At 35.1% G+C, this 25,642-nt stretch carries 22 protein-coding genes; 5 read left to right on the forward strand and 17 right to left on the reverse strand.

What is annotated here, in order from left to right:
* The first annotated feature begins 66 nt into the window (after positions 1 to 66).
* On the forward strand, positions 67 to 2,193 hold the full coding sequence (locus BUB82_RS08200; protein ID WP_073193138.1) for a prolyl oligopeptidase family serine peptidase: 2,127 nt from the start codon (positions 67 to 69) through the stop codon (positions 2,191 to 2,193).
* Positions 2,194 to 2,377: 184 nt separating this feature from the next.
* Here the strand turns inward: BUB82_RS08200 and aat are convergent, their stop codons facing one another.
* From aat to trmB, 12 genes are all read right to left on the reverse strand, one after another.
* On the reverse strand, positions 2,378 to 3,022 hold the full coding sequence (gene aat / locus BUB82_RS08205) for a leucyl/phenylalanyl-tRNA--protein transferase (RefSeq protein WP_073193139.1): 645 nt from the start codon (positions 3,020 to 3,022) through the stop codon (positions 2,378 to 2,380).
* Positions 3,022 to 4,389: a TIGR00366 family protein gene (locus BUB82_RS08210; RefSeq protein ID WP_073193140.1), complete on the reverse strand. Its 1,368-nt coding sequence runs from the start codon at positions 4,387 to 4,389 to the stop codon at positions 3,022 to 3,024. Before BUB82_RS08210 ends, aat begins: the two co-directional genes overlap by 1 nt.
* Before the next feature lie 62 nt (positions 4,390 to 4,451).
* Positions 4,452 to 4,823, reverse strand: coding sequence for a DUF3127 domain-containing protein (locus BUB82_RS08215; protein WP_073193267.1), 372 nt, complete (start codon positions 4,821 to 4,823; stop codon positions 4,452 to 4,454).
* Between the two features lie 5 nt (positions 4,824 to 4,828).
* Positions 4,829 to 5,698, reverse strand: coding sequence for a flavin reductase family protein (locus BUB82_RS08220; RefSeq protein ID WP_073193141.1), 870 nt, complete (start codon positions 5,696 to 5,698; stop codon positions 4,829 to 4,831).
* Between the two features lie 137 nt (positions 5,699 to 5,835).
* Positions 5,836 to 6,369, reverse strand: a complete 534-nt coding sequence (locus BUB82_RS08225) for a DUF4136 domain-containing protein (RefSeq protein WP_073193142.1) — start codon at positions 6,367 to 6,369, stop codon at positions 5,836 to 5,838.
* A gap of 84 nt (positions 6,370 to 6,453) precedes the next feature.
* Positions 6,454 to 6,786 (reverse strand): 2Fe-2S iron-sulfur cluster-binding family protein, encoded by a 333-nt coding sequence (locus BUB82_RS08230; protein ID WP_073193143.1) that lies wholly within the window; start codon positions 6,784 to 6,786, stop codon positions 6,454 to 6,456.
* Positions 6,787 to 7,848 carry an NAD(P)/FAD-dependent oxidoreductase gene (locus BUB82_RS08235; protein ID WP_073193144.1) on the reverse strand — a complete coding sequence of 354 codons (1,062 nt, stop codon included), beginning with the start codon at positions 7,846 to 7,848 and terminating at the stop codon, positions 6,787 to 6,789. It abuts the gene before it with no gap.
* A 74-nt stretch (positions 7,849 to 7,922) separates the two neighbouring features.
* Positions 7,923 to 8,165 carry a NifU family protein gene (locus BUB82_RS08240; RefSeq protein ID WP_073193145.1) on the reverse strand — a complete coding sequence of 81 codons (243 nt, stop codon included), beginning with the start codon at positions 8,163 to 8,165 and terminating at the stop codon, positions 7,923 to 7,925.
* Position 8,166: 1 nt separating this feature from the next.
* A complete protein-coding gene (locus tag BUB82_RS08245) occupies positions 8,167 to 9,306 on the reverse strand; it encodes an Mrp/NBP35 family ATP-binding protein (protein WP_073193146.1) in 1,140 nt (379 codons plus the stop codon).
* A gap of 77 nt (positions 9,307 to 9,383) precedes the next feature.
* Positions 9,384 to 9,716, reverse strand: coding sequence for an MGMT family protein (locus BUB82_RS08250; protein WP_073193147.1), 333 nt, complete (start codon positions 9,714 to 9,716; stop codon positions 9,384 to 9,386).
* Between the two features lie 3 nt (positions 9,717 to 9,719).
* Positions 9,720 to 10,352, reverse strand: coding sequence for a LysE family translocator (locus BUB82_RS08255; protein WP_073193148.1), 633 nt, complete (start codon positions 10,350 to 10,352; stop codon positions 9,720 to 9,722).
* A 1-nt stretch (position 10,353) separates the two neighbouring features.
* Positions 10,354 to 11,031, reverse strand: coding sequence for a tRNA (guanosine(46)-N7)-methyltransferase TrmB (gene trmB, locus BUB82_RS08260; protein WP_073193149.1), 678 nt, complete (start codon positions 11,029 to 11,031; stop codon positions 10,354 to 10,356).
* A 48-nt stretch (positions 11,032 to 11,079) separates the two neighbouring features.
* Here trmB and BUB82_RS08265 point away from each other — a divergent pair, with 48 nt between their 5' ends.
* The gene (locus tag BUB82_RS08265; protein ID WP_073193150.1) at positions 11,080 to 12,141 is read left to right on the forward strand and encodes a glycosyltransferase; all 1,062 of its coding nucleotides are present in this window, start codon (positions 11,080 to 11,082) and stop codon (positions 12,139 to 12,141) included.
* Here BUB82_RS08265 and BUB82_RS08270 read toward each other — a convergent pair.
* The 4 genes from BUB82_RS08270 to BUB82_RS08285 all read right to left on the reverse strand — a co-directional run bounded on the left by BUB82_RS08270 (position 12,098) and on the right by BUB82_RS08285 (position 19,290).
* A complete protein-coding gene (locus BUB82_RS08270) occupies positions 12,098 to 13,159 on the reverse strand; it encodes a sensor histidine kinase (RefSeq protein ID WP_073193151.1) in 1,062 nt (353 codons plus the stop codon). The two genes, BUB82_RS08265 and BUB82_RS08270, sit on opposite strands and share 44 nt — an antisense overlap.
* On the reverse strand, positions 13,159 to 13,842 hold the full coding sequence (locus BUB82_RS08275) for a response regulator transcription factor (RefSeq protein ID WP_073193152.1): 684 nt from the start codon (positions 13,840 to 13,842) through the stop codon (positions 13,159 to 13,161). Before BUB82_RS08275 ends, BUB82_RS08270 begins: the two co-directional genes overlap by 1 nt.
* 152 nt (positions 13,843 to 13,994) lie before the next feature.
* Positions 13,995 to 16,802 (reverse strand): TonB-dependent receptor, encoded by a 2,808-nt coding sequence (locus tag BUB82_RS08280; RefSeq protein WP_073193153.1) that lies wholly within the window; start codon positions 16,800 to 16,802, stop codon positions 13,995 to 13,997.
* Positions 16,803 to 16,878: 76 nt separating this feature from the next.
* Positions 16,879 to 19,290, reverse strand: coding sequence for a hypothetical protein (locus BUB82_RS08285; protein WP_073193154.1), 2,412 nt, complete (start codon positions 19,288 to 19,290; stop codon positions 16,879 to 16,881).
* Positions 19,291 to 19,538: 248 nt separating this feature from the next.
* Here BUB82_RS08285 and BUB82_RS08290 point away from each other — a divergent pair, with 248 nt between their 5' ends.
* From BUB82_RS08290 to BUB82_RS08300, 3 genes are all read left to right on the forward strand, one after another.
* On the forward strand, positions 19,539 to 21,278 hold the full coding sequence (locus BUB82_RS08290) for a T9SS type A sorting domain-containing protein (protein WP_073193155.1): 1,740 nt from the start codon (positions 19,539 to 19,541) through the stop codon (positions 21,276 to 21,278).
* 150 nt (positions 21,279 to 21,428) lie between these two features.
* On the forward strand, positions 21,429 to 23,141 hold the full coding sequence (locus BUB82_RS08295) for a T9SS type A sorting domain-containing protein (RefSeq protein ID WP_073193156.1): 1,713 nt from the start codon (positions 21,429 to 21,431) through the stop codon (positions 23,139 to 23,141).
* 57 nt (positions 23,142 to 23,198) lie between these two features.
* Positions 23,199 to 24,182, forward strand: a complete 984-nt coding sequence (locus BUB82_RS08300) for a long-chain-fatty-acid--protein ligase (protein WP_143185666.1) — start codon at positions 23,199 to 23,201, stop codon at positions 24,180 to 24,182.
* A gap of 157 nt (positions 24,183 to 24,339) precedes the next feature.
* Here BUB82_RS08300 and tyrS read toward each other — a convergent pair whose 3' ends face one another.
* A complete protein-coding gene (tyrS, locus tag BUB82_RS08305) occupies positions 24,340 to 25,635 on the reverse strand; it encodes a tyrosine--tRNA ligase (protein WP_073193158.1) in 1,296 nt (431 codons plus the stop codon).
* Between the last annotated feature and the right edge of the window lie 7 nt (positions 25,636 to 25,642).

Below are 25,642 nucleotides of genomic sequence, written 5' to 3' on the forward strand. Positions count from 1 at the left end.
ATCAGCTTATTGCAAAAACACTAAATGTGATTTGAAATCTTTATATTTACAAAAAACAATTTAAAAATGAGAACATTACTTCTAGCTGGCATTGCACTAAGCTTAGTGGCTTGTCAAAACAATAACAAAAAAAATACAAAGTTGAAGTATCCAGAAACCAAAACCGTTGATACGGTCACTAATTATTTTGGCACCAATGTTAAAGATCCTTACCGTTGGTTAGAAGACGATCGAAGCGCAGAAACCGAGTCTTGGGTTGAAGCTCAAAATGAAGTTACTTTCGGCTATTTAGACCAAATTCCTTATCGTGACAGTCTTAAGCAACAGCTTACAGAAGTATGGAATTACGAAAAAATAGGAGCGCCTTTTAAACGTGGTGATTACACCTATTTTTACAAAAATGACGGTTTGCAAGATCAGTCGGTCTTATACCGCTACAAAACTGGCAATTCTCCAGAACAAGCTGAAGTTTTTCTTGACCCAAATACATTTAGTAAAGATGGAACAACTTCTTTAGGAAGTCTAAGTTTTTCTGAAGATGGCAAAACCTTGGCTTATTCTATTTCTGAAGGCGGAAGCGATTGGCGAAAGATTATTGTAATTGATGCTTTTACCAAAACACAAACTGAAGACACTTTAGTTGATGTGAAATTTAGTGGCATTTCATGGAAGGCTAACGACGGCTTTTTCTACTCTAGTTATGATAAACCAAAAGGGAGTGAGCTTTCAGCTAAAACCGATCAGCATAAACTCTATTACCATCAACTTAACACAGCACAAGCTACTGACGAAGTGATTTATGGTGGCAATGAAACGCAAAAGCACCGCTATGTTTCAGGCTCTGTTACTGATGATAATCGATATTTAGTGGTTTCAGCTTCAAAATCAACTTCTGGCAACCGATTAATGATTAAAGATTTAACACAAAAAGATGCACCATTTATAGATGTGGTTTCAAGTTATGAACAAGATGCTTATGTTATTGATAATGAAGATGACAAACTTTTTATAGTGACTAATCTTGACGCACCAAACAAACGTATTGTTAGCACTAATGCCGCTGACCCTAGTCCAAAAAACTGGGTTGATGTCATCCCAGAAACCGAGCATGTTCTGTCAGCTTCAACTGGTGGTGGTTACTTATTTGCAGAATATATGGTCGATGCCGTTTCTACCGTTAAACAATTTACCTACGAAGGTGAAATAGTAAGAGATGTTAAACTTCCAGGCGTTGGTAGTATCGGTGGTTTTGGGACAAAGAAAGAGGAAAAAGAACTCTATTATTCATTTACCAATTACACCACACCTGGCAGTATTTATAAATATGAAATTGAAAGTGGTGAATCTGAATTGTACCAAAAACCCAATATCGATTTTAATTCAGACAATTTTGTAAGCAAACAAGTCTTTTACAAATCGAAAGATGGAACTAAAATTCCTATGATTATTACGCATAAAAAAGGACTTCAATTAGATGGTACTAATCCGACTATGTTATATGGTTACGGTGGATTCAATATTTCATTAACGCCTTCATTTAGTACAGCTAACACGGTTTGGTTGGAAAATGGCGGCATTTATGCGGTGGCTAACTTGCGTGGCGGTGGTGAGTATGGCAAAGAATGGCATGATGCTGGCACTAAGCTTAACAAACAAAATGTATTTGATGATTTTATTGCAGCAGCTGAATATCTGATTGATGAAAAATACACTTCAACTCATAAATTAGCTATACGTGGTGGCTCAAATGGCGGGCTTTTAGTTGGGGCAACGATGACGCAGCGTCCAGATTTAGTACAAGTTGCATTACCAGCTGTTGGCGTGCTTGATATGCTGAGATACCACACCTTTACATCTGGTGCTGGTTGGGCTTATGATTATGGAACTTCTGAAGATAGTCAAGAAATGTTTCAATATTTGTATAATTACTCACCGGTTCATAATGTTAAAACAGGGACTGAATACCCAGCCACTTTAGTAACAACTGGTGATCATGACGATCGTGTAGTGCCGGCACATAGTTTTAAGTTTGCAGCCGAATTACAGGCTAAGCAAGCAGGCAACAATCCTGTTTTAATTAGAGTTGAAACCAACGCAGGTCATGGTGCCGGCAAACCTACTGCTATGATTATTCAAGAATACGCTGATATTTTTGCTTTTACATTTTACAATATGGGCATTGAAGAGTTGTAAATACATCTTTAACTTATACCAAACCACCTTTAAAATGAAGGTGGTTTTTTTGTTTTATAGAAACTTAAATTTACATAATTAGTATTTTAGAATAGTGACTTTATTTTTAAATTTAAATAAGCACAAGCTTAAGGATTTACTTCAAAAAAACATAAAGAATTAAATACTGAAAATTTATAATTTATTATTTATCGTTCAAATACTTTAAAAAAGTTTCTCGTGGGATTTCCTCAGCGCCTAGTGAGGCTAAATGAGCAGTATGCATTTGGCAATCGATTAACTTCACACCTTCTTTAGCAAGTTGTTGCACTAACTTAATAAAGCCATATTTAGAAGCATTACTCTGGCGCGTAAACATACTTTCGCCACAAAAGATTCTCTTTTCTTTTAAGTAAATTCCATATAAACCGCCTACCAAACTATGTTCACTGTAAACTTCAACTGAAATAGCGTGACCTAAATCGTGTAAATTCAAATAAGCATCAATCATATCAGAAGTGATCCAGGTGCCTTCTTGTCCACGCCTAGGCTGTTCAGCACAAGCTGAAATTACAGACTTAAAATCTTGATTGTAGGTAACCCTAAACTTATTCTGTTTCAACAATTGTTTCATTGATTTTGAAATGTGTAAGTTTTCAGGAAATAAGACCATACGTAAATCAGGACTCCACCACAAAAGTGGCTCACCTTCAGAAAACCACGGAAAGATACCGTTTTGATATGCTAACAATAAACGCCCAGCAGTTAAATCACCACCGACTGCTAGCAAGCCATCTTCATTAGCTAATTTAGGATTTGGAAACCATAAATGCTCATCGAGTAGATACATTAATATAAAATTAAAAGTCCGCTAATAAATATAAGACTTGCCACAAACATCATTATCAGGGTGTAACTTAATAAATGTTGGGCTTTAACTTTGGTAATTGCCAATAAAGGAAGCGCCCAAAACGGTTGTAACATATTAGTAACCTGATCACCATAAGCCAAACTCATGATCAATGTACGCAAATCAACATTTAAGGCTTGCGCAGAGTTAATGATAATAGGACCTTGAATTGCCCATTGCCCACCACCACTTGGTACGAACACATTTACAATTGCTGCACTAATAAAGGTAAAAACGGGCAAAATTTCGGCTGATGCAAATTGAGCAATAGTTGCGCTTAAACTTGCAATCAAGCCAGAATCTCGCATGACTCCCATAATTCCGAAATATAGTGGAAACTGAATTAAAATTCCTGCTGCACCTAGAATTGCTTGTTGCAAGGCTTTTGAATAAGCATTTAAGTTTTTATGCAAGAGTAAACCTAAACCTAACATGCTAAAATTTAAAAAATTAGGTGTCAATTGAAATTGTAATATCTGTTCGCTGTAATTAGCAAAAACCGCAATAATAATCAGCAAGGCAATTCCTTTAGACAGCCAATAAGATTGGTCTAAATAATGTGAATCTGCTATGCTTGAGTCTGATGTGAATTTTTGAGATAAGACAGATGTATATTCAGGGAAAGTTTTAGTGGATTTAGAACTAGTGGTTATAAAAATAATCGGAATTAACAGTAAAAGTAGTATAAATAAAGTTAAGTTTTGCCAACTAAATGTTGTTTCGGCAGTTGAAATCAACTCTGGTAAAATTTTAGAAAATTCCGGTACTAAAGAAGCTAAATGGCCATTTTCGGCTACTTTTATAGTGGCCGATCCGCTTACACCACCATGCCAAATTAACATACCACTATAGCCTAAAGCGCAAATTAATGGGTAATTAATTTTAATATTGTTACTATAGGCATGTTCACCAATTTTACGAGCTAAAATTGCACCAAAAACTAAACCTAAGCCCCAATTTACAAATCCTGCTAACATTGTAAATACACTAGTGACAATAATTGCTGAGTTTTGGTGCTTTACTAATTTGAGTAAATGTTTAAATACTTTTTGCATTGGTTCACTCAAAACTAAGACGTGGCCTAATACTAAAATGAGCATCATTTGGTAGGCAAACTCAATTAAACTTGAATCAAACATACCATTATGCCAAAATTGAAGCAATTGAGTTAAATGCAGGCCTTTATTTGGCGATGGCGTAAAAAGAAAAGCAAGCACAAAACTCAAAAAAGTTAATATAACAGCAATTGCCAATGGTGAAGGTAAAAACTGCCTCAAAAACCTATTTAGTGTGTATTGTAAGTTCATAAAAAAAGCCCCAAAATTGAGGCTTAAATATAATAAAACTGAATCTATTAAAACTTATTTACTTAAAACGGTAAATCATCTTCGTCTTCTTCATTTAAATCAGTAACCGGTTCAAACTGGTCTTCAGGCGCAACAGGTGCTTGACCACCAGAGTTTTGTTGTACCGCTTCAATTCGCCAGCCTTGAATAGAATTGAAATATTTGGTTTCACCTTGTGGGCTCACCCATTCACGACCACGTAAATTAATTCCTATTTTGACTTGTTGACCTACTGAATATTTATCGAGAATATCGGTTTTATCCTGAACAAATTCAACTAATATATGTTGTGGGTATTGCTCTTCGGTAGTGACAACAAGTTCACGTTTTCTAAAACCATTTTTACCATATTCTTTTGTTTCGCCTAAAACTTTAATCTTTCCTTGAACTTCCATAATTGTTATTTTGCTAATAATACTTTCCAAGCATCTATGACTTGATTTTCATTTAAATATTCTTGAGCCACTAAATGGCGTTTTTTATCATCGGTTGTTTCTGCAAAAACTGCTAAATCTTTTTCCTCAATAAATTTTTTAGTTTCTTCTTGAGTTGGTAAGGCTTCAACATTCCCTAATTTGCCCAGATCGTTTCCTGTTAAAATCTCGCTCAATCTAATGTTTTTAGGAATTTGGTCTACGCCAATTCCTAATTTTTTTAATGGTTTTTCGACTTCAAACATGCCTTTATTTGCACGTGAATACCAATTGCCACCCATTCGAGCGACTAAGTCTATTTGGTGCTGATCTATTTTTAAATCGTTTGTTAGCAGTGATTCGTCTATATGAACTTTTAAAACTTCACAAATCACTAAATTACCTGCACCACCTTCTTCGCCTAAAGCAACAATTTCATTAACTTTACACTCATACTGCACTGGCGATTCAGCTACGCGAGCTGGTTTTACAAGGTCTGAATCTAACATCGTCAACCCGCTTTTTTCAAATTCATTAACACCTTCTGGGTATTCAGTGCTTGACAGCGACATTTGTTGCACAATAGCATAATTAACCACATTAATTACCACTTCTTTAGTTTTTTGGCAATTTTCAAGTGTGTGTTTAGTCGTATTATTTCTTACACGTCGTGCTGGTGAAAAAACCATAATTGGCGGATTTGCACTAAAAACATTAAAAAAACTGTAAGGCGATAAATTGTGTTCATCAGTTTCGTTTACAGTACTTGCAAAAGCAATAGGCCTTGGTCCAATTGACCCTAGTAAAATACCATGTAATTCTGGCGTTGTAATGTCTTGTGGAATAAAACTCTTCATCATTGCTCAATTAATCTAATAGCATATAAAATTTAGTCAACTTCAACCTTTGTGCTTGGTTTTTAGAATAGTTGAAGTTACTCTACTTAGCATCATGTTTATGACAAAGTTAGGAAATCAGAATCAAAGCAGACTAATTAATCTTCAACTAATTCTGGATAAAACCCTGGATATTTTTTTAACGCTGCACTTATTAACTCATCAAATAATAGTAATCGTTCTTCTTGGTTATTCATTTTAGATTGTGATGTTTCTACAACAGCTTGCCAAAATAGGCTTTTGGTAAGACCATCTACAAACTCGATTGTCAACGAAAACTTATTTTTTACAGCAGTTGCTGGAATACTTGCCCCTAAACCTGCAAAACCGCTAAACATACCAACTTGAACACCTGTATAATTAGATGACACGGTTTGATATTGGTCTGCATAAACATTAACCCTGAAGTCTGGAATTAGTTTTTCTTTAAGTCCGTAAGATTGTAGAGAATCGTTTAAAGTTTCAACAATTGCTTTTTGATCTGATGCAGTTAGTAAGCTGTCTTGAATGGGATAAATATTGTAAGTTTTATACGACTGAAAATTTACAGTAGAATCATAATCATACAACACAGTTGGCGATGAGCATGAAGCGAGTATTAGTGCAAAGACAGCTATAATCCCAAATTTCATCATATTATATTTTATGTACAATATAACAAAAATTACGCCATATCGAATTTAAAATCAACTGATTCTAAAAGTAAGCTTAAAAAACTATTCTTCTGGAGCTAATTCAACTTTTAATCCTTCTAAATCTTCTGAAATTGGGATTTGACAACCTAACCGACTATTATCTTTAACATGAAAAGCTTCAGCTAGCATGGCTTCTTCATCTGGTGCCATTTCTGGTAATTTTGTATCAGATTCAATATAACATTGGCAAGAGGCACACATGGCCATTCCGCCACAAATTCCGATAGTCCCTTCTGGCGCTAATTCATATGAGCGAACAACTTCCATTAAATTCATGGCCATATCTGTTGGTGCTTCAACAATATGGGTTTGACCATCACGGTCTGTAATACTTAAAGTAACATCCTTTGTCATTTAATCGATTGATTTAACCACAGCTTTCGGCGCTTCTTTTTTACTACCATCAAAACCAGTGACACCTCCAACAGTTGTGTATTTCATAACGTATCTTTTATCAGGATGAATTTTCTGGTAAGCACTCTGACACATTAGTGTTGCTTCGTGAAAACCACACAAAATAAGTTTTAACTTACCGGGATAAATATTAACATCACCTATGGCATAAATACCAGGAATGTTTGTTTGATAGTCTAAAGTATTATCTACTTTAATGGCATTTTTTTCTATCTCTAAACCCCAATCGGCTATAGGTCCCAATTTTGGTGACAACCCAAACAATGGTATAAAGTAATCAGTTTCTAATTTAAAGTCTTCTTCAGGATTATTGTTTTTACGAACTGTAATAGAATCTAACTTAGTTTCTCCACCTAAACCAACAACTTCAGCAGGAGTAATAAGCTTGATTTTACCCATGTCTTTCAGTTCTTTAACGCGGTCTACAGATTCTAAAGCACCTCTAAACTCATTTCTACGATGAATTAAGGTAACTTCAGAAGCCACATCAGCTAGAAAGATGCTCCAATCCAATGCAGAGTCGCCACCACCAGCAATAACCACAGATTTATCTCTAAACTTTTCAGGGTCTTTAACCATATATTCAACCCCGTTTTTTTCGAAATTTGCGATGTTATCAATAGGTGGTTTTCGAGGTTCAAAGCTACCTAAGCCACCTGCAATTGCTATAATTTTTGTGTGATGTTTAGTGCCTTCGTCTGTAGTGACAATAAATGAGCCATCATCTTGCTTTTCAATGTCTTTAGCTTTTTCACCTAAAGTAAATCCAGGCTCAAAAGGTTTTATTTGCTCCATCAAGTTATCAACTAAATCCCCAGCTAAAACTTCGGGATAACCTGGAATATCATAGATTGGCTTTTTAGGATAAAGCTCAGCTAATTGTCCGCCTGGTTGTGGCAGAGCGTCGATGATATGACATTTCAACTTAAGCAAACCTGCTTCAAAAACAGCAAATAAGCCTGTTGGTCCAGCACCAATAATTAATATATCTGTAGAAATCATAGATTAAAATTTGAAAAACAAAATTCTGAAAGACTTCATTTATAAATTATGACTAAAGTCAATTATTTGTATTATTAAGCTCTGATATTAACAACTTGCTCAATTTGAGGAGCATGTTTTTTTATGGTCATCTCAACGCCAGATTTGAGTGTCATTTGGTTGACGGTGCAATCAATACAAGTTCCTAATAATTTCACTTTTACAAGTTTTTGGTTTTCTATTGAAACTAATTCGATATCACCGCCATCATTTTTCAAAAACGGTCGAATTTCTTCGAGTGCAATTTCAACTGTTTTATATAATTCTTTATCTGTCATTTTATTTCTTATTTACAGCGCTACATCCTGCCATTGTGGTTATTTTAATTGCCTCGGTGGGCGGAATATTTTCATTCCTGTTGACCACTTGTTGCACGACATTCCGTGTTAATTCAGTAAATGCTTCGGCTAATGGTGTGTTTTCTTGTAAAGCTGCTGGTCGACCAACATCACCAGCTTCTCGAATGCTTTGAACCAAAGGAATTTCGCCTAGAAATGGAATTTTTAGATCTTTTGCTAGGTATTCTGCGCCACGCTCTCCAAAAATGTAGTATTTATTATCTGGCAATTCTTCTGGCGTAAAATAAGCCATATTTTCAACCATTCCTAAAACAGGAACGTTGATGCTTTCTTGTTGAAACATAGCAACACCTTTTTTTGCGTCGGCAAGGGCAACATTTTGAGGCGTACTCACAATTACAGAACCTGTAATAGGCATTGATTGCATAATTGACAAGTGAATATCACCTGTTCCAGGCGGTAGATCTACCAATAAAAAGTCAAGTTCACCCCAATCAGCATCAAAAATCATTTGATTTAAAGCTTTAGAAGCCATTGGACCTCGCCATATCACGGCTTGATCAGGTTTAGTAAAAAAACCTATAGAGAGAATTTTTACACCGTAGCTTTCAATTGGTTTCATTTTAGACTTGCCGTCTACGGTAACCGAAAGTGGTTTTTCATTAGCAACATCAAACATAATGGGTCCTGATGGGCCATAAATATCGGCATCTAACAAACCTACTTTAAATCCAAGCTTTGAAAGACTTACGGCTAAATTAGCTGTGACAGTAGATTTACCAACACCACCTTTTCCTGATGCTACGGCAACAATATTTTGAATACCTGGAATTGGTTTTCCTTTTATTTCATTGACCTGCTTTTTCTTAGGCGCTTCAACAGAAACTTTAACCTCAACTTTTGCCTTTTCATAAACATGTTGATGAATGGCCTTCATCACATCGACTTCAGCACGCTTTTTAATATGTAAAGCTGGTGTTGCTAATTTTAAATCAACAATGACCTCATCTCCAAAAGTCACAATATTTTGAACTGCACCACTTTCAAGCATATTTTGACCTTCACCAGCAACGCTTATTGTTGATAATGCTTTTTTAATTTCGTTTTTATCAAGCTTCATAAATGCTATCTATTCAGATTAAATCTAAATGCAAATATAGGGTTTAAAGACTTAAAAGTAATGGAATTGTATCTATTTTAATACTCGTGAAATGGATCCCAAAAGACATCTTTAAAGTTGATAATTACATCATCTTTTATCAAATGACCTTCAGCTTCTAAACGTTCTTGCATGGCTGTTAAACTAGGAAAGTGATGTTTACCAGTTAAGACGCCGTTTCGATTAACAACACGATGTGCTGGGATTGAATGATCTGTCTTTAAACAAGCATTCATAGCATAACCAACCGTTCGTGAACTTTTAGCCGATCCGATTGCTCTAGCTATAGCGCCATAAGAAGTGACTTTACCCTTAGGTATTTGTCTCACAACTTGATATACTTTTTCATAAAAATCTAGCTTATCTGGCATAAATCATGTTTTGTAATAAATCCGCCATAAAGTTACACAAGCTAAGACCAGCATTAAGGCTGCCATAAAGTAATTAGAATATTGTTTAAAAGTCTTGACTTTATGTTCTATTCTTAAAAAGAATACAACATATAGATACAAGCTAACAAATGTACCTAAAGCTGCGCAAAGGCTGAATAAGAAAATACTTAAAGCCGTAAACTTAAATTGAAACTCCGAACCAAACACTGTTGAAAGTACCACAAAATAAGGAATTGGAAATATATTTAAAACAGCAATGCCTATCCCATTTAAAAAGCTTGTGAAAGATTTTGAATTACTTTTCACCTCAACCTTATCAGCTTTTTTAAACTTAGCTGTGAAGAAGAAATAAAGCATTAGTATGAACAAAATTACCAGACCGGTTCTCATCAACATGCTTTTAACATAAGGATGATTAAAAATATAAGACGATAATAACACTGCAACTATAGCTTGCAATAACACAACTATTGATGCACCTAAAGCCATAAAAACACCTTGCTGCTTTCCTTTTTTGAGACAAGTTTTAGCTACCGACATATTAATTAAACCAGGTGGTATTACACCAAGTAATGCAGCAAAAAAAGTTGCGATATAAACTTGCGCTTGAATCAAATTAAGACTGAAAATTAAATTTGAGGTAAGTTATAGGTTTATTTTGTTTCAAATACTGCGATTCGTAAAAAGTTTGAATACCAACAACATTTTTAGGCGCTTCATGATTCACATAAATATCATGATGTGCATACATGATATTATAACCTAAGCCTTCTAAAATCCCTAAAGTATAGCCATGCATAAACTCTGAGTCTGTTTTAAGATGCATAATGCCATTAGGTTGTAATATTTTTTTGTATTTATTTAAAAAAGAAGGGTTAGTCATACGATGTTTAGTACGTTTCCACTTTATTTGTGGGTCTGGAAAGGTAATCCAAACTTCATCAATTTCATTTTCGACAAAAATCAAATCAACCAATTCAATTTGTGTGCGAATAAACAACACATTAGGAAGGTTTTCTTCAAGAGCTGTTTTTGCTCCTCGCCAGAATCGCGCACCTTTAATGTCTATCCCTATAAAATTTCGATCTGGATTTTGCCTTGCTAATTCAACTGTATACTCACCTTTCCCACAGCCCAACTCTAAACTTATGGGGTTGTTATTTTTAAAAAATTCATTTGCCCATTTACCGTAATAAGGTAAAGATTTAGTGATGATTTGTTCACGTGTTGGTTGAACAACATTTGTAAAAGTTTCGTTTTCTTTGAAACGTTTGAGTTTATTTTTACTCCCCACAATTTATTTTTTTGTAAAATTAAACATTAAAACAGGTATCGCAAATTTATGGCAACAAAGCCGCAATTAAGAATATTAGTAGCGCCTTTAAATTGGGGTTTAGGCCATGCTGTGCGTTGCATTCCTATCATAAAACACCTCTTAGCCCAAGGACATCATGTCTGCATAGCAAGTGATGGTGCAGCCTTTAATTTGTTACAACAAGAATTTCCAAAACTAAAATCTTACTTGTTAACTTGTTCTAAAGCCACTTACGCCCGTTCTAAATTTAGCATGAAATACAAATTGGGTTTACAGGCTTTTAAGCTTATAAAAAAAATCAAAAAAGAGCAGAGACTCTTAGCTGAAATCAGACAAAAAGAAGGCTTAGATCTCATCATTTCTGATAATCGCATAGGCTTAAGGTTAGCTGATACACCTTCAGTAATAATTACACATCAGCTCACAGTTTTATCAGGAAAAAGTTCTTGGCTAACAACAGCTATTCATGCTTATTATTTAAAAAAATTCGATTCTATTTGGATTCCAGACCGAAGCGATTCACCACAATTAAGCGGTATATTGAGCAAAAACAAGCACTTAGACGCAAAGGCGAAATATATTGGAATTCCTTCTCGAATGACATCCATTCATACAGAAAAAATTTATAAATATGCCATGATTCTTTCTGGGCCTGAACCCTTGCGAACTGAGTTTGAACAACGATTAATTGCTATGTTTAAAACTGAAGATTACCCGACAATTCTAATTCAAGGAAAGGTTGAAGCCAACAAAACAAAACATTACATTGGTAGTATTGAAGTCTATAATTACCTAACTTCAAACGAATTAAATCTAATCATCAATCAAGCAGAATGTATCATTTGCCGTTCAGGATATACCTCAGTTTTAGATTTAGCAAAACTAGGTGCTAAAGGATTTTTAGTGCCAACGCCTGGACAATATGAGCAAGAATATTTAGCCCAACACTTGAAGCAAAACGGTTTAGCTGATTTCTGCTTACAAAATAACTTAAGTTTAAAACGTATTAAAAATGCACAATCAATCGGGTTCAGTGACTACAAAGTTAGTCCACTTCAGATTGATCTAGATTTGAAAGTGGAAGCGTGAATGAAAATTCGCTACCAATCCCGTATTCAGAATCAACAAAAACCTGCTCTTGATGTGCTTCGATAATATGTTTTACTATCGACAAGCCCAACCCTGAGCCACCTTCTTTACGGGAGCCACTTTTATCTACTCTAAAAAAACGTTCAAATAATCTAGAAATATGTTGCTTTTCAATGCCTTCACCATTATCAGTAATGCGAATAAGAAGTTTATTGCTTTTTAAGAATTCGAGGCTAATTTCAGTTGTACCGTCTTTTTTACCATACTTAATTGAATTAACAATTAAGTTTGTTAAAACTTGTTGAATACGCTCCATATCTGCATTAACATGAATAGGTTCGTACTCAGCATCAAAAGTTAATGAAATATCTTTTTTAGCAGCCTTCATTTCAAGTAGCTCAAAAACACTTTGAATCAGTTCTACGACATCAAAGTCTTCTTTAAACAAGTGTAGGTCTCCTGTTTCAAGCTTTGTAATCATGTCTAAATCTTTAACGATATAAATGAGCCGATCAACACCTTTACTAGCGCGAGCAAGGTATTTTTTTCTTACTTTTTTATCTTTGATTGCGCCATCTAACAAAGTAAGTATATAACCTTGTACTGTAAATAATGGCGTTTTAAGTTCATGTGAAATGTTACCTATAAATTCTTTACGGTAGTTTTCTCTAACTTTAAGCGTTTCGATTTCAAGTTTTTTGTCTCTTGCAAATTTTTCGACTTCAGCAGTTAAGGTTTTCATGTCTGAAGTGACCCGTTTTGTACCAATAGTTTCGGCATCTAAAAGTGATACACTATCATAGACTGCTTTTACACGCTTGTAGATAAAGTATTCAATACGTAATTGAATTATAAAAAATGAAAACACAAATGAAGATAAAGCAAAGACACCTATTGAACCCCAATTAATGCTTAAAACAGTATATTCATAAATAAGTATAAGCAGGCTTAAAAATAGCGTGATGTAGGTTGAAGTATAAAATGCAAACCGATATGAGCGTTTAAACTTTTGCGCCATTAAATTACGAACTTATAGCCAACGCCTTTTACGGTTTTAAAGCGATTATCCCCAATTTTTTCACGCAATTTTCTGATATGAACGTCTATTGTTCTACCACCAACAACAACTTCATTACCCCAAACAGTATTTAAAATATCTTCTCGTTTAAACACTTTTCCAGGCTCTGAAGTCAACAGTGATAAAAGTTCAAATTCTTTTCTTGGTAAAGATAATTCAGCACCGTTATTTATAACTTTATATTCATCTTTATTGATGGTGATATCGCCAACTTTGTAGATGTTTTTTTCTTTTTTATCAGACTTGAATCGTCTTAACAAAGCACCAACTTTACTGATTAAGACTTTAGGTTTAACAGGTTTAGTGATATAATCATCAGCACCGGCATCAAAACCAGCCACTTGTGAATAATCTTCTCCTCTAGCAGTTAAAAAGGTAATAACAGTATCTTCTAAACCTTTCATTTTTCGAATTTGCTCACAGGCTTCAATACCATCCATTTCTGGCATCATGACATCTAAAATGATTAAATGAGGCCGTTTTTTCTTTGCCTTTTTAACAGCTTCTAAACCATTTTCAGCCGTATATACTTTATATTTTTCTTGCGATAAGTTGTAGCTTAAAATCTCGAGGATATCTGGGTCGTCGTCTACAATTAAAATACTAATGTCTGATTTTTTCATGATTACATTATTATGACTGAGACAAATTTACTTAAAGAAATTGATGTTTAAAGTTAACAAATAATTACCAATTAAACTTAACCTGAATTATAAACGCAAAAACCACTCGTAATGGAGTGGTTTTTTGCGCCTTAAATAATTATGGTTCTTATTTAAAATTTTAGACTATAGCTTAAAGAGAAATTCATTCCAGGGCTAAATTTGTTGTAAATTCTATCTTCTGCTCCGAATGATTCGTAAAAACTTTCTCTGTCATCGTTTAACAAATTGCTAGCTCTAAATGTTATGCTCGAGTTGTTATCTTCACCAAACGATTTTGTAAAGTTAAATTTTAAGTTATGAAATGGCTCTGTGTAAACATCTGGAACTGCTCCAATACCTACAACTTGAAGTGTTTTTCCTTGAACATTGTAATATAAACCAGTTCTGATACCTTTATCATCGCTATCATAAGTTAAACCAGTGTTGATTAAAAATGGTGACTGACCTTGAAGTTCTCTTTCGTTATCAATTGATTCGCCATCTCTAGCTGCAGATAATCTTCCTTGAAATTCTGCTTCGTTCATCGTTTGCTGAGATTCAATAATGGAAACATTAGCATTAATGCTAAGGTCTTTTAAAGACTCCGCTATAAAGCCAAAATTCTTTCTCACTTCAAATTCAGCTCCAAATACCTGAGCTTGACCAAGGTTTCTAGGCTGAATATCATTAATCGCTTCAATACCAAATACGGTTAATTCAATTGGATCTGTAAAATCTTTATAAAATCCACTAACCGCTATTAATTGAGCATCATCTCCAAAAATTTCGTAGCGAACATCAAGGTTATTCACATAAGTTGGTCTTAGTTCTAAATTACCGTTGAAGGTTATGTTAGTAATTGGGTCGAATATTTGAGCAACAGAAGCTTCTTTAAACGACGGTCTTGCGGTAGATCTTGAATAAGTTAACCGCAAGTTTTGATCATCATTTAGGCTATAGATAAAGTTAGCCGAAGGAAAAAGATCTGCTTCACTAATAATATTTTCGTCGACTAACTCGACACTGCCTTGCGTGTCTTGACCTGTGTAATAAATATCGAATTTCTCGAATCTAAGCCCTAAAATAGCTTTCAGTTTATCGGTAACATTAAACTCTTCTGACACATAGCCTGCAAAAGTAGTAGAGTAAGAGTCGTAATTGTTAGCAGGCTCAAATTGATTAACAATATAAGAACCTCCTGAATTATTAACTCTCCAAATATTCACATCCTTTAACAACTGATTCGGGTCTCCATTTAAAGGCTCGGCTGGCGCTCCATCAAATCTAATGACGTACTGATTAATGTTAAACTCACGTTGTTTATAGTCGGTTAGTGCACCAAACTTCAGCTTAGCCTCATTATCAAACAATTGGTGTTTATTTTGTAAGTCAGTTTTAGCTGATAAGTTAATTTCATCTAGATCTCTCCAGATTCGTCTTGGATCACCTATACTTGGTCTAATAATTAAGCGGTCGTCTTCAAGCTCGAATAAAGTAGAGCGTACATCTTTATCAGCTACTACAGCGTAGGCTGCAGATGTGCTCCAGTCAAGGTTCCAGTTTTCGTTAGACTCAAACGCGTGTTCACCAGAAAGCTGAAGGTTTGAGACTGAACGTTGTGTATATTCTAGGTTATCACTAAAAAATTCAGCTCCATTAGAAATGAATGTTTGCTGAAAAAACTCACCAGTTCTTGCTTCACCACTTTGTAAATGAAGCATGTTTAATTTATATTTTGCGTAGTCTCTTTTATAAGTTAGGCCAGCCATAGCACTTACTAAAACACTTTCTTTAGATAAGCGACCTTGCTGCAAGCGGTTAGGAATCATTTCAAACTCATTGAGTTGTTCTGGCTTTAACAAAAAGTTTTGTGTGTAATCCTCGTAATAGGTTTGTTCCGTTCGGTAAGAAATAGAGCCAATGTAACCAAGTCTATCTTCACCAACATCAAATTGATTAGAAGTACTAAACCCAAAATTGTAATTCATATTACTGTTTGAAGTTTTAGCCGCCATTTCAGGATTAAAAGCCTGTGTAAAGCTTGTTAATTGTGGATCATCATTAAAAGGTAAAGGGATATCAGTTCCAGGCGCAATAGGATCATCTCTAAGACCATCATCAAAACCTAAAAAATCTGTATTGCTACCCGATTGTGTTAAAAAATCACCATTAAAATGCATATCAGGATTATAACTAAGGCCAACGTTAAAATTGTACTCTTCTCGTGAAGAAAAATCTTTCGTCACAATATCAACCGCACCACCAGTAAAATCAGCTGGTAAGTCGGCTGTAAGTGTTTTATAAACAATGATATTTTCTAATAAATTTGTAGGGAATATATCTAATTGAATTGTGTTACGATCGGGATCTAAACCTGGTAAACTCATCCCGTTTAAAATAGATTTTGTGTAACGATCTCCAAGACCACGTACGTAAACATACTTACCACCTTCAACAGAAACGCCAGGTATATTTTTAACAGCTGATGCAACGTCGTTTGCGCCTACTTTTTTAACACTTTCAATCGATAAACCATCAAAAACATTGACTGATTTTTTTTGTAAGTTAAGTACAGAGGCTTCTGTATTTTCTCTAGCAGTAGTTGTGATTATAACTTCATCTAAAGAAGCGGCTGAAGCAGCTAACGAAATATTGACAACCACATCTTTACCATCTTCAACAACAACTTCTGTTACTTCTTTTGTTTGATAACCCACAAATGAAAAAACAACCGTGTAAGTTCCAGGTTCCACATTAAGCGCATAATTTCCATCAAAATCTGTGGTTGAACCAATCGTTGTTCCTTTTAGAGTAACATTTGCAAAAGGTAGTACATCATTTACCTCTTCGTCATAAACCTTACCTTTTATTGTTCCTTCTTGAGCATTAGCTAAGACGCCTACAAAAAGGCCTAGTATTAATAAAAATCGATTAATCATATCAATGTATTTATAAAATGTATAAAAACTCACCCCTTAAAAAGGAGTGAGTTTGAGTAATTTAATGTTATGCTAATTAAAATGCAGATTGTAAAGATGACATTGTCCAAGTAAATACAGAAGCATCAGCACCAGTAGTTTGGTTGCCTTCAGTTACACTTGAAGCCCAGTCTGAAGCATCAGTCGTAAATGATGATGGCATACCAGCTGTATCTTTCCAAATTGCCGTTACATCATTTACGCCAGAAGGTAATACCATTTCCCAATTTGTATAACTTAAGTTACCAGCTACATAATTATCAGAAGTCGCTTGATCATCAAGTTCTAAATCTGCGCCTGATAAAAATCCAACTGTATAAACGTTGTTAACTGAACCTTGTGCATTATCTCTAAAATCTGCATATTCACGATTACCACTTACACCATCAACAGTGGCTGAATCATCACCATACATTGTTAGATTGTTAATAGTAAACGCAGCTTCGAATGAACCTTCAGGGCCATCAATTTCTAAACCATGATCTGATACATTTTCTTGAATAGTGATAGCGTTAGTAATAGTTCCTGAGTAAGCTTGATCAATATCAATTGCATCATCACCAACACCCCAAACAATTAAGTTAGATGCATCGACAGATCCACCAAAAAATTCGATGCCGTCATCAACGTTAGCAACAACTTCGATGTGGTCTATAGTGGTTCCATTACCAACACCACCAAGTGTTAAACCGTTAATTTCATTATCAGAACCAATTACAGCTCCACCATGTCTTATTGAGATATAACGTAACACGCCTGAACTATCACCATCATCATTACCACCGTAAGTTCCTGGTTCAGTTGCAGGTAAACCTTCAATTTGAACAGAAGTTGCATCTCCAGAGAATGAGCCTTTAGCTTTACCTAAAACTAAAACACCACCCCAAAGGCCACGGTCACCAACATCTAAGTTAGTCCCAGCTGTTTCACCCAAAGCAATATTATCAGCCTCAGATGTAAATATGATTGGCGTTGATGGATCTTGACCATCAGCAATTAAAGTACCACCTTGCGCTACGATTAAAGCAGAGGCATTAGAACCTGTAGACTGAGCACCTTTAACGATTGTACCAGGCTCGATAGTAAGAGTAACACCATCTTCAACATAAACCTTACCTTCCATTAACCAGAAACGGTCGTTAGTCCATGTAGTATCTTCAGTAATGTTACCAGAAACGGTTTGTGTTCCAGCTTCAACTTCACCTGCATCAATTGCACCTTCAGAGTTTGCCATTGTCCAAGCAAACACATCTAAGTTAGCACCTGTTGTTTCTTCACCAGCTACAATACCATCAGTCCAATCTGAAGAATCATCTGCAAAAGTCGATTCTGAATCTGCTGTATCTTTAAAGGTTGTAAAGAAACCTGCACCTTGAGGAAATACAATTTCCCAATTTGTAAAACTTAAGTTACCAGCTGCATAGTTATCTGAAGTTGCTTGATCGTCTAATTCTACGTCAGCACCAGAAGCAAAACCAACAGCATATACATTGTTAACTGAACCTTGTGCATTATCTCTAAAATCTGCATATTCTCGGTTACCACTAACGCCATCAATTGTTTCAGAGTTGTCACCGAACATGGTTAAGTTATTGATAGTAAATGCATCTTCAAAAGAACCTTCAGGACCATCAATTTCTAGTGCATGATCTGAAATATTTTCTTGAATCGTTACCACATTAGTGATAGTTCCAGAATACGCCTGATCAATATCAATAGCATCATCACCAACACCCCAAACTAACAAGTTAGAAGCATCTACAGTACCACCAAAAAACTCGATACCATCATCAACATTAGCAATAACTTCAATATGATCTACGATTGTACCGTTACCAACACCACCAAGTGTTAAACCGTTAATTTCGTTATCAGAACCAATAATTGCTCCACCATGTCTTATAGACACGTGTCTTAATATCCCTGAACTATCTGATGGTGTTGATCCACCATAATCACCTGGCTCAGTTGCTGGAAGACCTTCAATTTGAACAGATTCAGCATCGCCTGAAAATGAGCCTGGCGCATTACCTAAAACTAAAACGCCACCCCATAAACCGCGGTCATTAACATCTAAGTTGGTTCCTGAAGTTTGACCAACTTCAATATTGTCAGCTGAAGATGTAAAAATAATCGGCTCACTTGGAGAACCATCTGCAATTAATGTTGCGTCTTGCGCTACAATTAAAGCCGAGGCATTAGAACCTGTAGATTGTTGACCTTTAATAATAGTTCCTGGATTGATTGTTAAGGTTACGCCTTCGGTAACGTAAACTTTACCGTCTAGTTCCCAAATTCTGTCGTTAGTCCAAGTGGTATTTTCTGTAATGTTACCAGAAACCACTTCGTTGTCTGGTTGTGGATTAGTATTAGTAACCGTATCATCATCACTACAAGAAGCAACCAACAAAACGCTCATCAATACTACCGAGTAAAATAATTTTTTCATTGTGTTATGTTTATTAATATTTTGATGGCAAAACTACCCGAGAAGTCTTTTACCCTTGTTAATCTAATGTTACCAAATATTGAAACCTAGATTATGAAATTAAAATCTTCATAAGATTAGATTAACTTTAGACCATTTAATTTCAAAGAATGAAGTGTTTGTTTATAGAACTGTTAATAATTTGATTTAAAACTTTTTAAACAATAAAGATGATTATATTTGAAATTGTACATTTTAAAAATTGAATTATGAAAAAAATTACATTGTTATTTTTATTCTTTTCGTTCATTGGCTTTAGCCAAGTCATTAATGAAGTAGATGCTGACCAGTCTGGAAATGATTCAGCTGAGTTTGTAGAAATTTCTTGGACAGCAAACACAGCTTTAGATGGACTTGTCTTGGTGATGTTTAATGGTAGTGATGACCAAAGCTATGCTGCTTACGATCTAGATGGCTTTAGCACCGATGCCAATGGCCTATTTGTTCTAGGTAACACAGGTGTGAACAATGCTCAAATTACTCTACCAAGCAATGGTTTGCAAAATGGCCCAGATGCTGTGGCTTTGTATACTGCTAATGATTCTGACTTTCCTAACGACACACCATTAACAACAACCAATCTTTTATCTGCCTTAGTTTACGGTACTAATGATAGTGATGATACAGAACTTTTAACTGGTCTTAATGAAACTATACAATATAATGATACTGAAAGTGAATCTATTCAAAGACAAACTGACGGTAGTTATTTGATTGCCGTTCCAACACCTGGCGCTCCTAACACCTCTCAAAGTTGTGATTTTACAATTGAAAACGTAGAAACAACCTGTGACAATATTACTTCTGGGCAAGACACTTACACGACAAGCATTCAATATTCTGGAGGTGGTAACGACACTTTTACTGTCACCTCAACTGAAGGAAGTATTGATCTTAGTGCTGGCGACCCAACAACAGACGCTACGGGTACAATAAGCATTACAAGTGTAACAGAAAATGTGAACTTTACTGTTAATATTTCAAATACTGGTGTTTGTGATGAAAATATCGATATTTTTAGTCCTGACTGCGAACCTACAACAGACTTACCAATTTATGAAGCTTTCGATTATGCCACCAACCCTGACGTTACAAGTGTATCTGATTGGGAAAACTTTAGCGGATCTGGAAACACAGTAGAAGTTATACAAGATAATTTAACCTATTCCGGCATTAGTGCTTCAACTGGAAACGCTATAAACATTGAAGGTGGCGGCGACGATGTAGAACGAGAATTTACAACAGTTTCTACTGGAGAAGTTTTTGCTTCTTTCATGATTAAGGTTAATGACTTATCAAATTTAACCAATAACACACAAGGTGGCTATTTTGCTTTATTCGGAAACTTTGATACCCGTTTATGGATACGCCCTGTAACAAGCACCACTTATGATATAGCCTACACAAACGCTAGTAGCGCCTCAGTCTTTACGACAACCCAATTCAATACAGGTGATGTGGTATTTATTGTCATGAATTATAATACAGATAACGGCGAACTTAAAGCTTGGATCAACCCTGCTGAAACCGATTTGGGCGGAACTGCACCTACAGCCACACTTACAGATACCGACAGTAGTCCTGGAGGCATCGGTAGATTTGGATTACGTCAAGACTCAACCGGCGAAACACCTCTATTAACATTTGATGAATTAAGAATAGGTACAACTTGGGATGAAGTTACTCCTACAACTTTATCTAATACAAGCTTTGCAGAAAATAACTTCAAGCTATATCCAAACCCATCAAAAAGTGAAGCAATTAATATCTCTTCAAATAATAATTCTAATTTTGAAGTGAGCATTTTTAATATGCTAGGAAAAGAAGTTTTAACTAAAAATGTAAAAGCTTCAACAAAGTTAAACATCTCCAATTTACAATCAGGTGTTTATTTGGTAAGGATGACACAAGGAAATCAGAGTTCGACAAAAAAATTAATTATACAATAGACTAATTTTAAAGTTATCTTACAAAAAGCGCTACTTATTTAAGTGGCGCTTTTTTATTCCTCTAATATTAAATTAAAGTAAAGTATGACGGTTGTCAGTTCTTAGCAAAATGAAATTCATATTTTTGTAAAAACTTTAAAAAATTTTATAATGAAAAAAATTACTCTATTAGTAGCGTTTTTATTTAGCGCTATAAGTTTTTCACAGTCACCAATCATAACAATGATATCAGACGGTGATTGTTCAGGAGGAAATCCAAAAGTTGTAGAAATTTATGCTGATGGTACAGTTGATTTTTCTAATTATTCTCTAGAAATCCAGACTAATGCCAATACAACTTGGGGAAACACACTAAATTTAGGTGGTTTAGGTGTTATTACAGACGACTTTGTTTACATACATAAAGACGATGCTTCATTTGCAACAGAATATCCATCAGCTACCAATGTTTTAGCCACAACATCAAGTGCCGTAAACTTTAATGGCGATGATAGAATTAGAATTATAGAGGATGCTTCATCAAATGTCATTGACCAATACGGAGCTGAAGCTACTGATGGATCAGGAGAAGCATGGGAATATAAGGATGGCTATGCTAAACGTTCAAATGGAACTGGACCAGATGCAGGCTTTTTTGCTGGTAACTGGACTTTTTTCAATGAAGCATTAGATGGCGAAGGTACTTGCCAAGGAGGCACTGCTTTTGAAACGATTATTGGATTAGGAACTTTTACATCTTCTGGTGGATCTAATAATCCGGTGGTTGCGATAAGTTCTCCAGCAGATACAAGCATCCTAGCGCCAGGAACATCTTCTGTTGATATTGAATTTGCAGGCCAAAACTTACCAAATGATGCAACTTTTAGTGTAACTGTTAACGGTAATACTACAACAAATGCTACAAGCCCTTTTACGATTAATACAACCAACGGAACGACATACAATGTTACGGTTGATGCTGTTTCAGGTGGTGGCAGCGTTGCTAATGATCAAATTTCGTTTAGTGTTGGTGATGCTACTCAGGTAGCTGATATTGCAGCTTTAAGAGCTGGCGCTGAAGATGGTACATTTTACCAAGTTACTGGTGAAGCTGTCATTACTTATCAACAAGGATTTAGAAACCAAAAATACGTTCAAGATGCTTCAGGTGCTATTTTAATTGATGATACGGCTGGTAACATCTCTACGTCATACAATGTTGGTGATGGTTTAACTGGTTTAGTAGGTACATTATCTTCATTTAACGGAATGCTCCAATTTGTACCAGCTGGTGACCCTGGTGCTGCAACTTCAACTGGTAATACGGTAACTCCTCAAATTTTAACTATTTCAGAATTCAATACTAATTTTGAAAACTATGAGGCTGAGTTAGTGGCATTTGAAGATGTAACGTTTACAACTGCTGATGGTGTAATTACATTCGATAATGGTGATTCTTACCCTATTGAAGATGCTGGTCAAAATACAACCTTAGTTGAAGCCTTATTCAACCTTGAGTATACTGGCGATATTGTCCCAACAAATGCTGTAAATGTTGTTGGTTTAGCTGGTGAAGAAAACAACGGTGAATACAGAATTTACCCAAGAGATAACGATATCGATGTTACATTAAGCAACACATCATTCACAAATTCAGATGTCGTGATGTATCCTAATCCAGTTAAAGGAAATTTAGTAAGCATTTCAATTAACAATGCAGATACATTTACTGTTGAAGTTTATAACGTCTTAGGTAAGCAAGTTTTAAAACAAACCGCTAATAAGTCAACTCAACTTAATACTGCTGAATTAAATTCTGGTGTATATTTAGTTAAAATTACTGAAGGCAACCAGAGCTTAACAAAAAAGCTGATTGTGCAGTAAGCAAATTAAAATATCTATCTTTGTAAAAGCACCTCATTAGAGGTGCTTTTTTTAATGATGAAAAGCCTAGAAGATCACATATTCGCTATTAATTCAACTGAAGATTTTGTTGAAGTAAGTCTTGAAGTTTTTCGATTTCAGTATTATCATTGTAAAGTATATCAACGATTTTGTGATTTTTTTATTAATACTCCAACTGAAGTCACTAGTTTAAAACAAATTCCTTTCTTACCCATTGAATTTTTCAAAAAACAACGAGTTATAGCATCCAACATAGTAGAAAAAACATTTTTGAGTAGCGGCACAACAGGCCAGAAACCTAGCCAACATTTTGTAAGTGACTTAGCGCTATATGAAAAAAACTTTTTAAGTACTTTCGAGCAATTTTATGGCGACCCAAAAGATTATGTTATTCTAGCCTTATTACCATCTTATCTAGAACGCGAGGGTTCATCACTCATCTACATGGTCAATGACTTGATTAAAAAAAGTCGAAACAAGGAAAGCGGCTTTTATCTTCACAACCTCAATGAATTAGTCCAACAACTCGACCATCTTAAAAAGAAAAATAAAAAAGTTTTGCTGATTGGTGTTAGCTTTGCTCTACTTGATTTAGCTGAAGCATTCCCAAACTTGGATTTGAGTCATTGTTTGATTATGGAGACTGGCGGAATGAAAGGTAGACGAAAAGAAATTACACGTCAAGAATTACATACTATCTTGACAGACGCTTTTAATGTAAAAAACATACATAGTGAATACGGCATGACAGAATTACTTTCACAAGCTTACAGTCAAGGTAATGGAATTTTTAAATGTCCTAAACATCTAAGGTTTTTAATTCGAGATCCTGAAGATGCATTGAATTATCAACAAAACAATAAAACCGGCGGTATTAATGTGATAGATTTAGCCAACTTGTATTCGTGTAGTTTTATTGCAACGCAAGATTTGGGAAAAAATTTGGGTAACAATTCCTATGAAATTTTAGGTCGGTTTGATCAAAGTGACGTACGTGGATGCAATCTAATGGCCTTATAAGAAGCAAAAAATAAAAAGTTTTGCCAATTTATGTTATTTTTTTTTAAAAAATAGTTGGTCAACTCAACTTAAGTTTTATATTTGCATCAGGATGAAGTTTTTTCATAATAGATTGGTTAGTTAGATAAAGCCCCATTAATTTGGGGCTTTATTGTTTTTATACTGCAATTAATATATAGTTTTGTTTCTTTCCTTTACTTAATAAAACATATTTATTACTTAATAAATATTGCGTTTCAATTTTAAAATCTACACTAACCTTTTCCTTATTGACAGCGATAGCGTTTTGTTTTAAAGCACGCCTTGCTTCGCCTTTAGATGCTAGGAAATTAGAATGCGTAGTTAAAGCTTCAACAATATCTAGACCTTCATCAACCATCTCTTTTTCAACCTCAGCAGTTGGCACACCTTCAAATACATCTAAGAAAGTTTGCTCCTCTATAGAGTTTAAGTCTTCAAAGGTTGATTTTCCGAACAAAATATTACTAGCCTTTTGTGCATTCTCAAGTTCATCTTTGCCGTGAACTGCAATGGTAATATCAGTTGCTAAAGCCTTTTGCAAAACTCTCAAATGCGGCGCATTCTTATGGGAATTTATAAGTTCTTCAATTTCATCTTTAGGTTTAAATGTAAAGATCTTGATAAACTTTTCAGCATCGTCATCACTTGTGTTAAGCCAAAATTGATAAAACTTAAATGGAGATGTTTTTTTAGGATCAAGCCAGATATTTCCTGATGCGGTTTTACCAAATTTAGTGCCATCGGCTTTCGTAATTAAAGGACATGTTAAAGCAAAACCTTTGCCTTGCTCTATACGTCTAATGAGTTCGGTACCAGTGGTTATGTTTCCCCATTGATCGCTACCACCCATTTGAAGGCTGCATTTTAAGCTTCTATATAAGTGTAGGAAATCATAACCTTGAACCAATTGGTATGTAAATTCAGTAAAACTCATGCCTTCTTTAGACTCTGCCGACAAGCGTTTTTTTACCGAATCTTTTGCCATCATATAATTTACCGTAATGTGTTTACCAACATCGCGTATAAAGTCTATAAAACTAAATGACTTCATCCAGTCGTAATTGTTGACAAGCACAGCGGCATTTTCATCTTGACTGTTGAAGTCTAAAAATTTTTCAAGTTGAAATTTAATTGAATTTTGATTGTGCTTCAAGGTAGCTTCATCTAATAAGTTTCGTTCTTCAGACTTTCCTGAAGGATCACCAATCATACCTGTAGCTCCACCAATTAAAGCAACAGGTTTATGACCAGCTAATTGAAAATGCTTCAATAACATCACGCCAACCAAGTGACCAACATGAAGCGAATCTGCCGTTGGGTCAATTCCTACATAAGCTGCACGCATACTTTCATTTAAGTGCTCTTGAGTACCAGGCATAACATCGTGGACCATTCCACGCCAAGACACTTCTTCTATAAAATCATTTTTCATCTCCTAA

This window comes from Psychroflexus salarius (genome assembly GCF_900129035.1).
In the GTDB taxonomy this organism is placed as follows: Bacteria; Bacteroidota; Bacteroidia; order Flavobacteriales; family Flavobacteriaceae; genus Psychroflexus; species Psychroflexus salarius.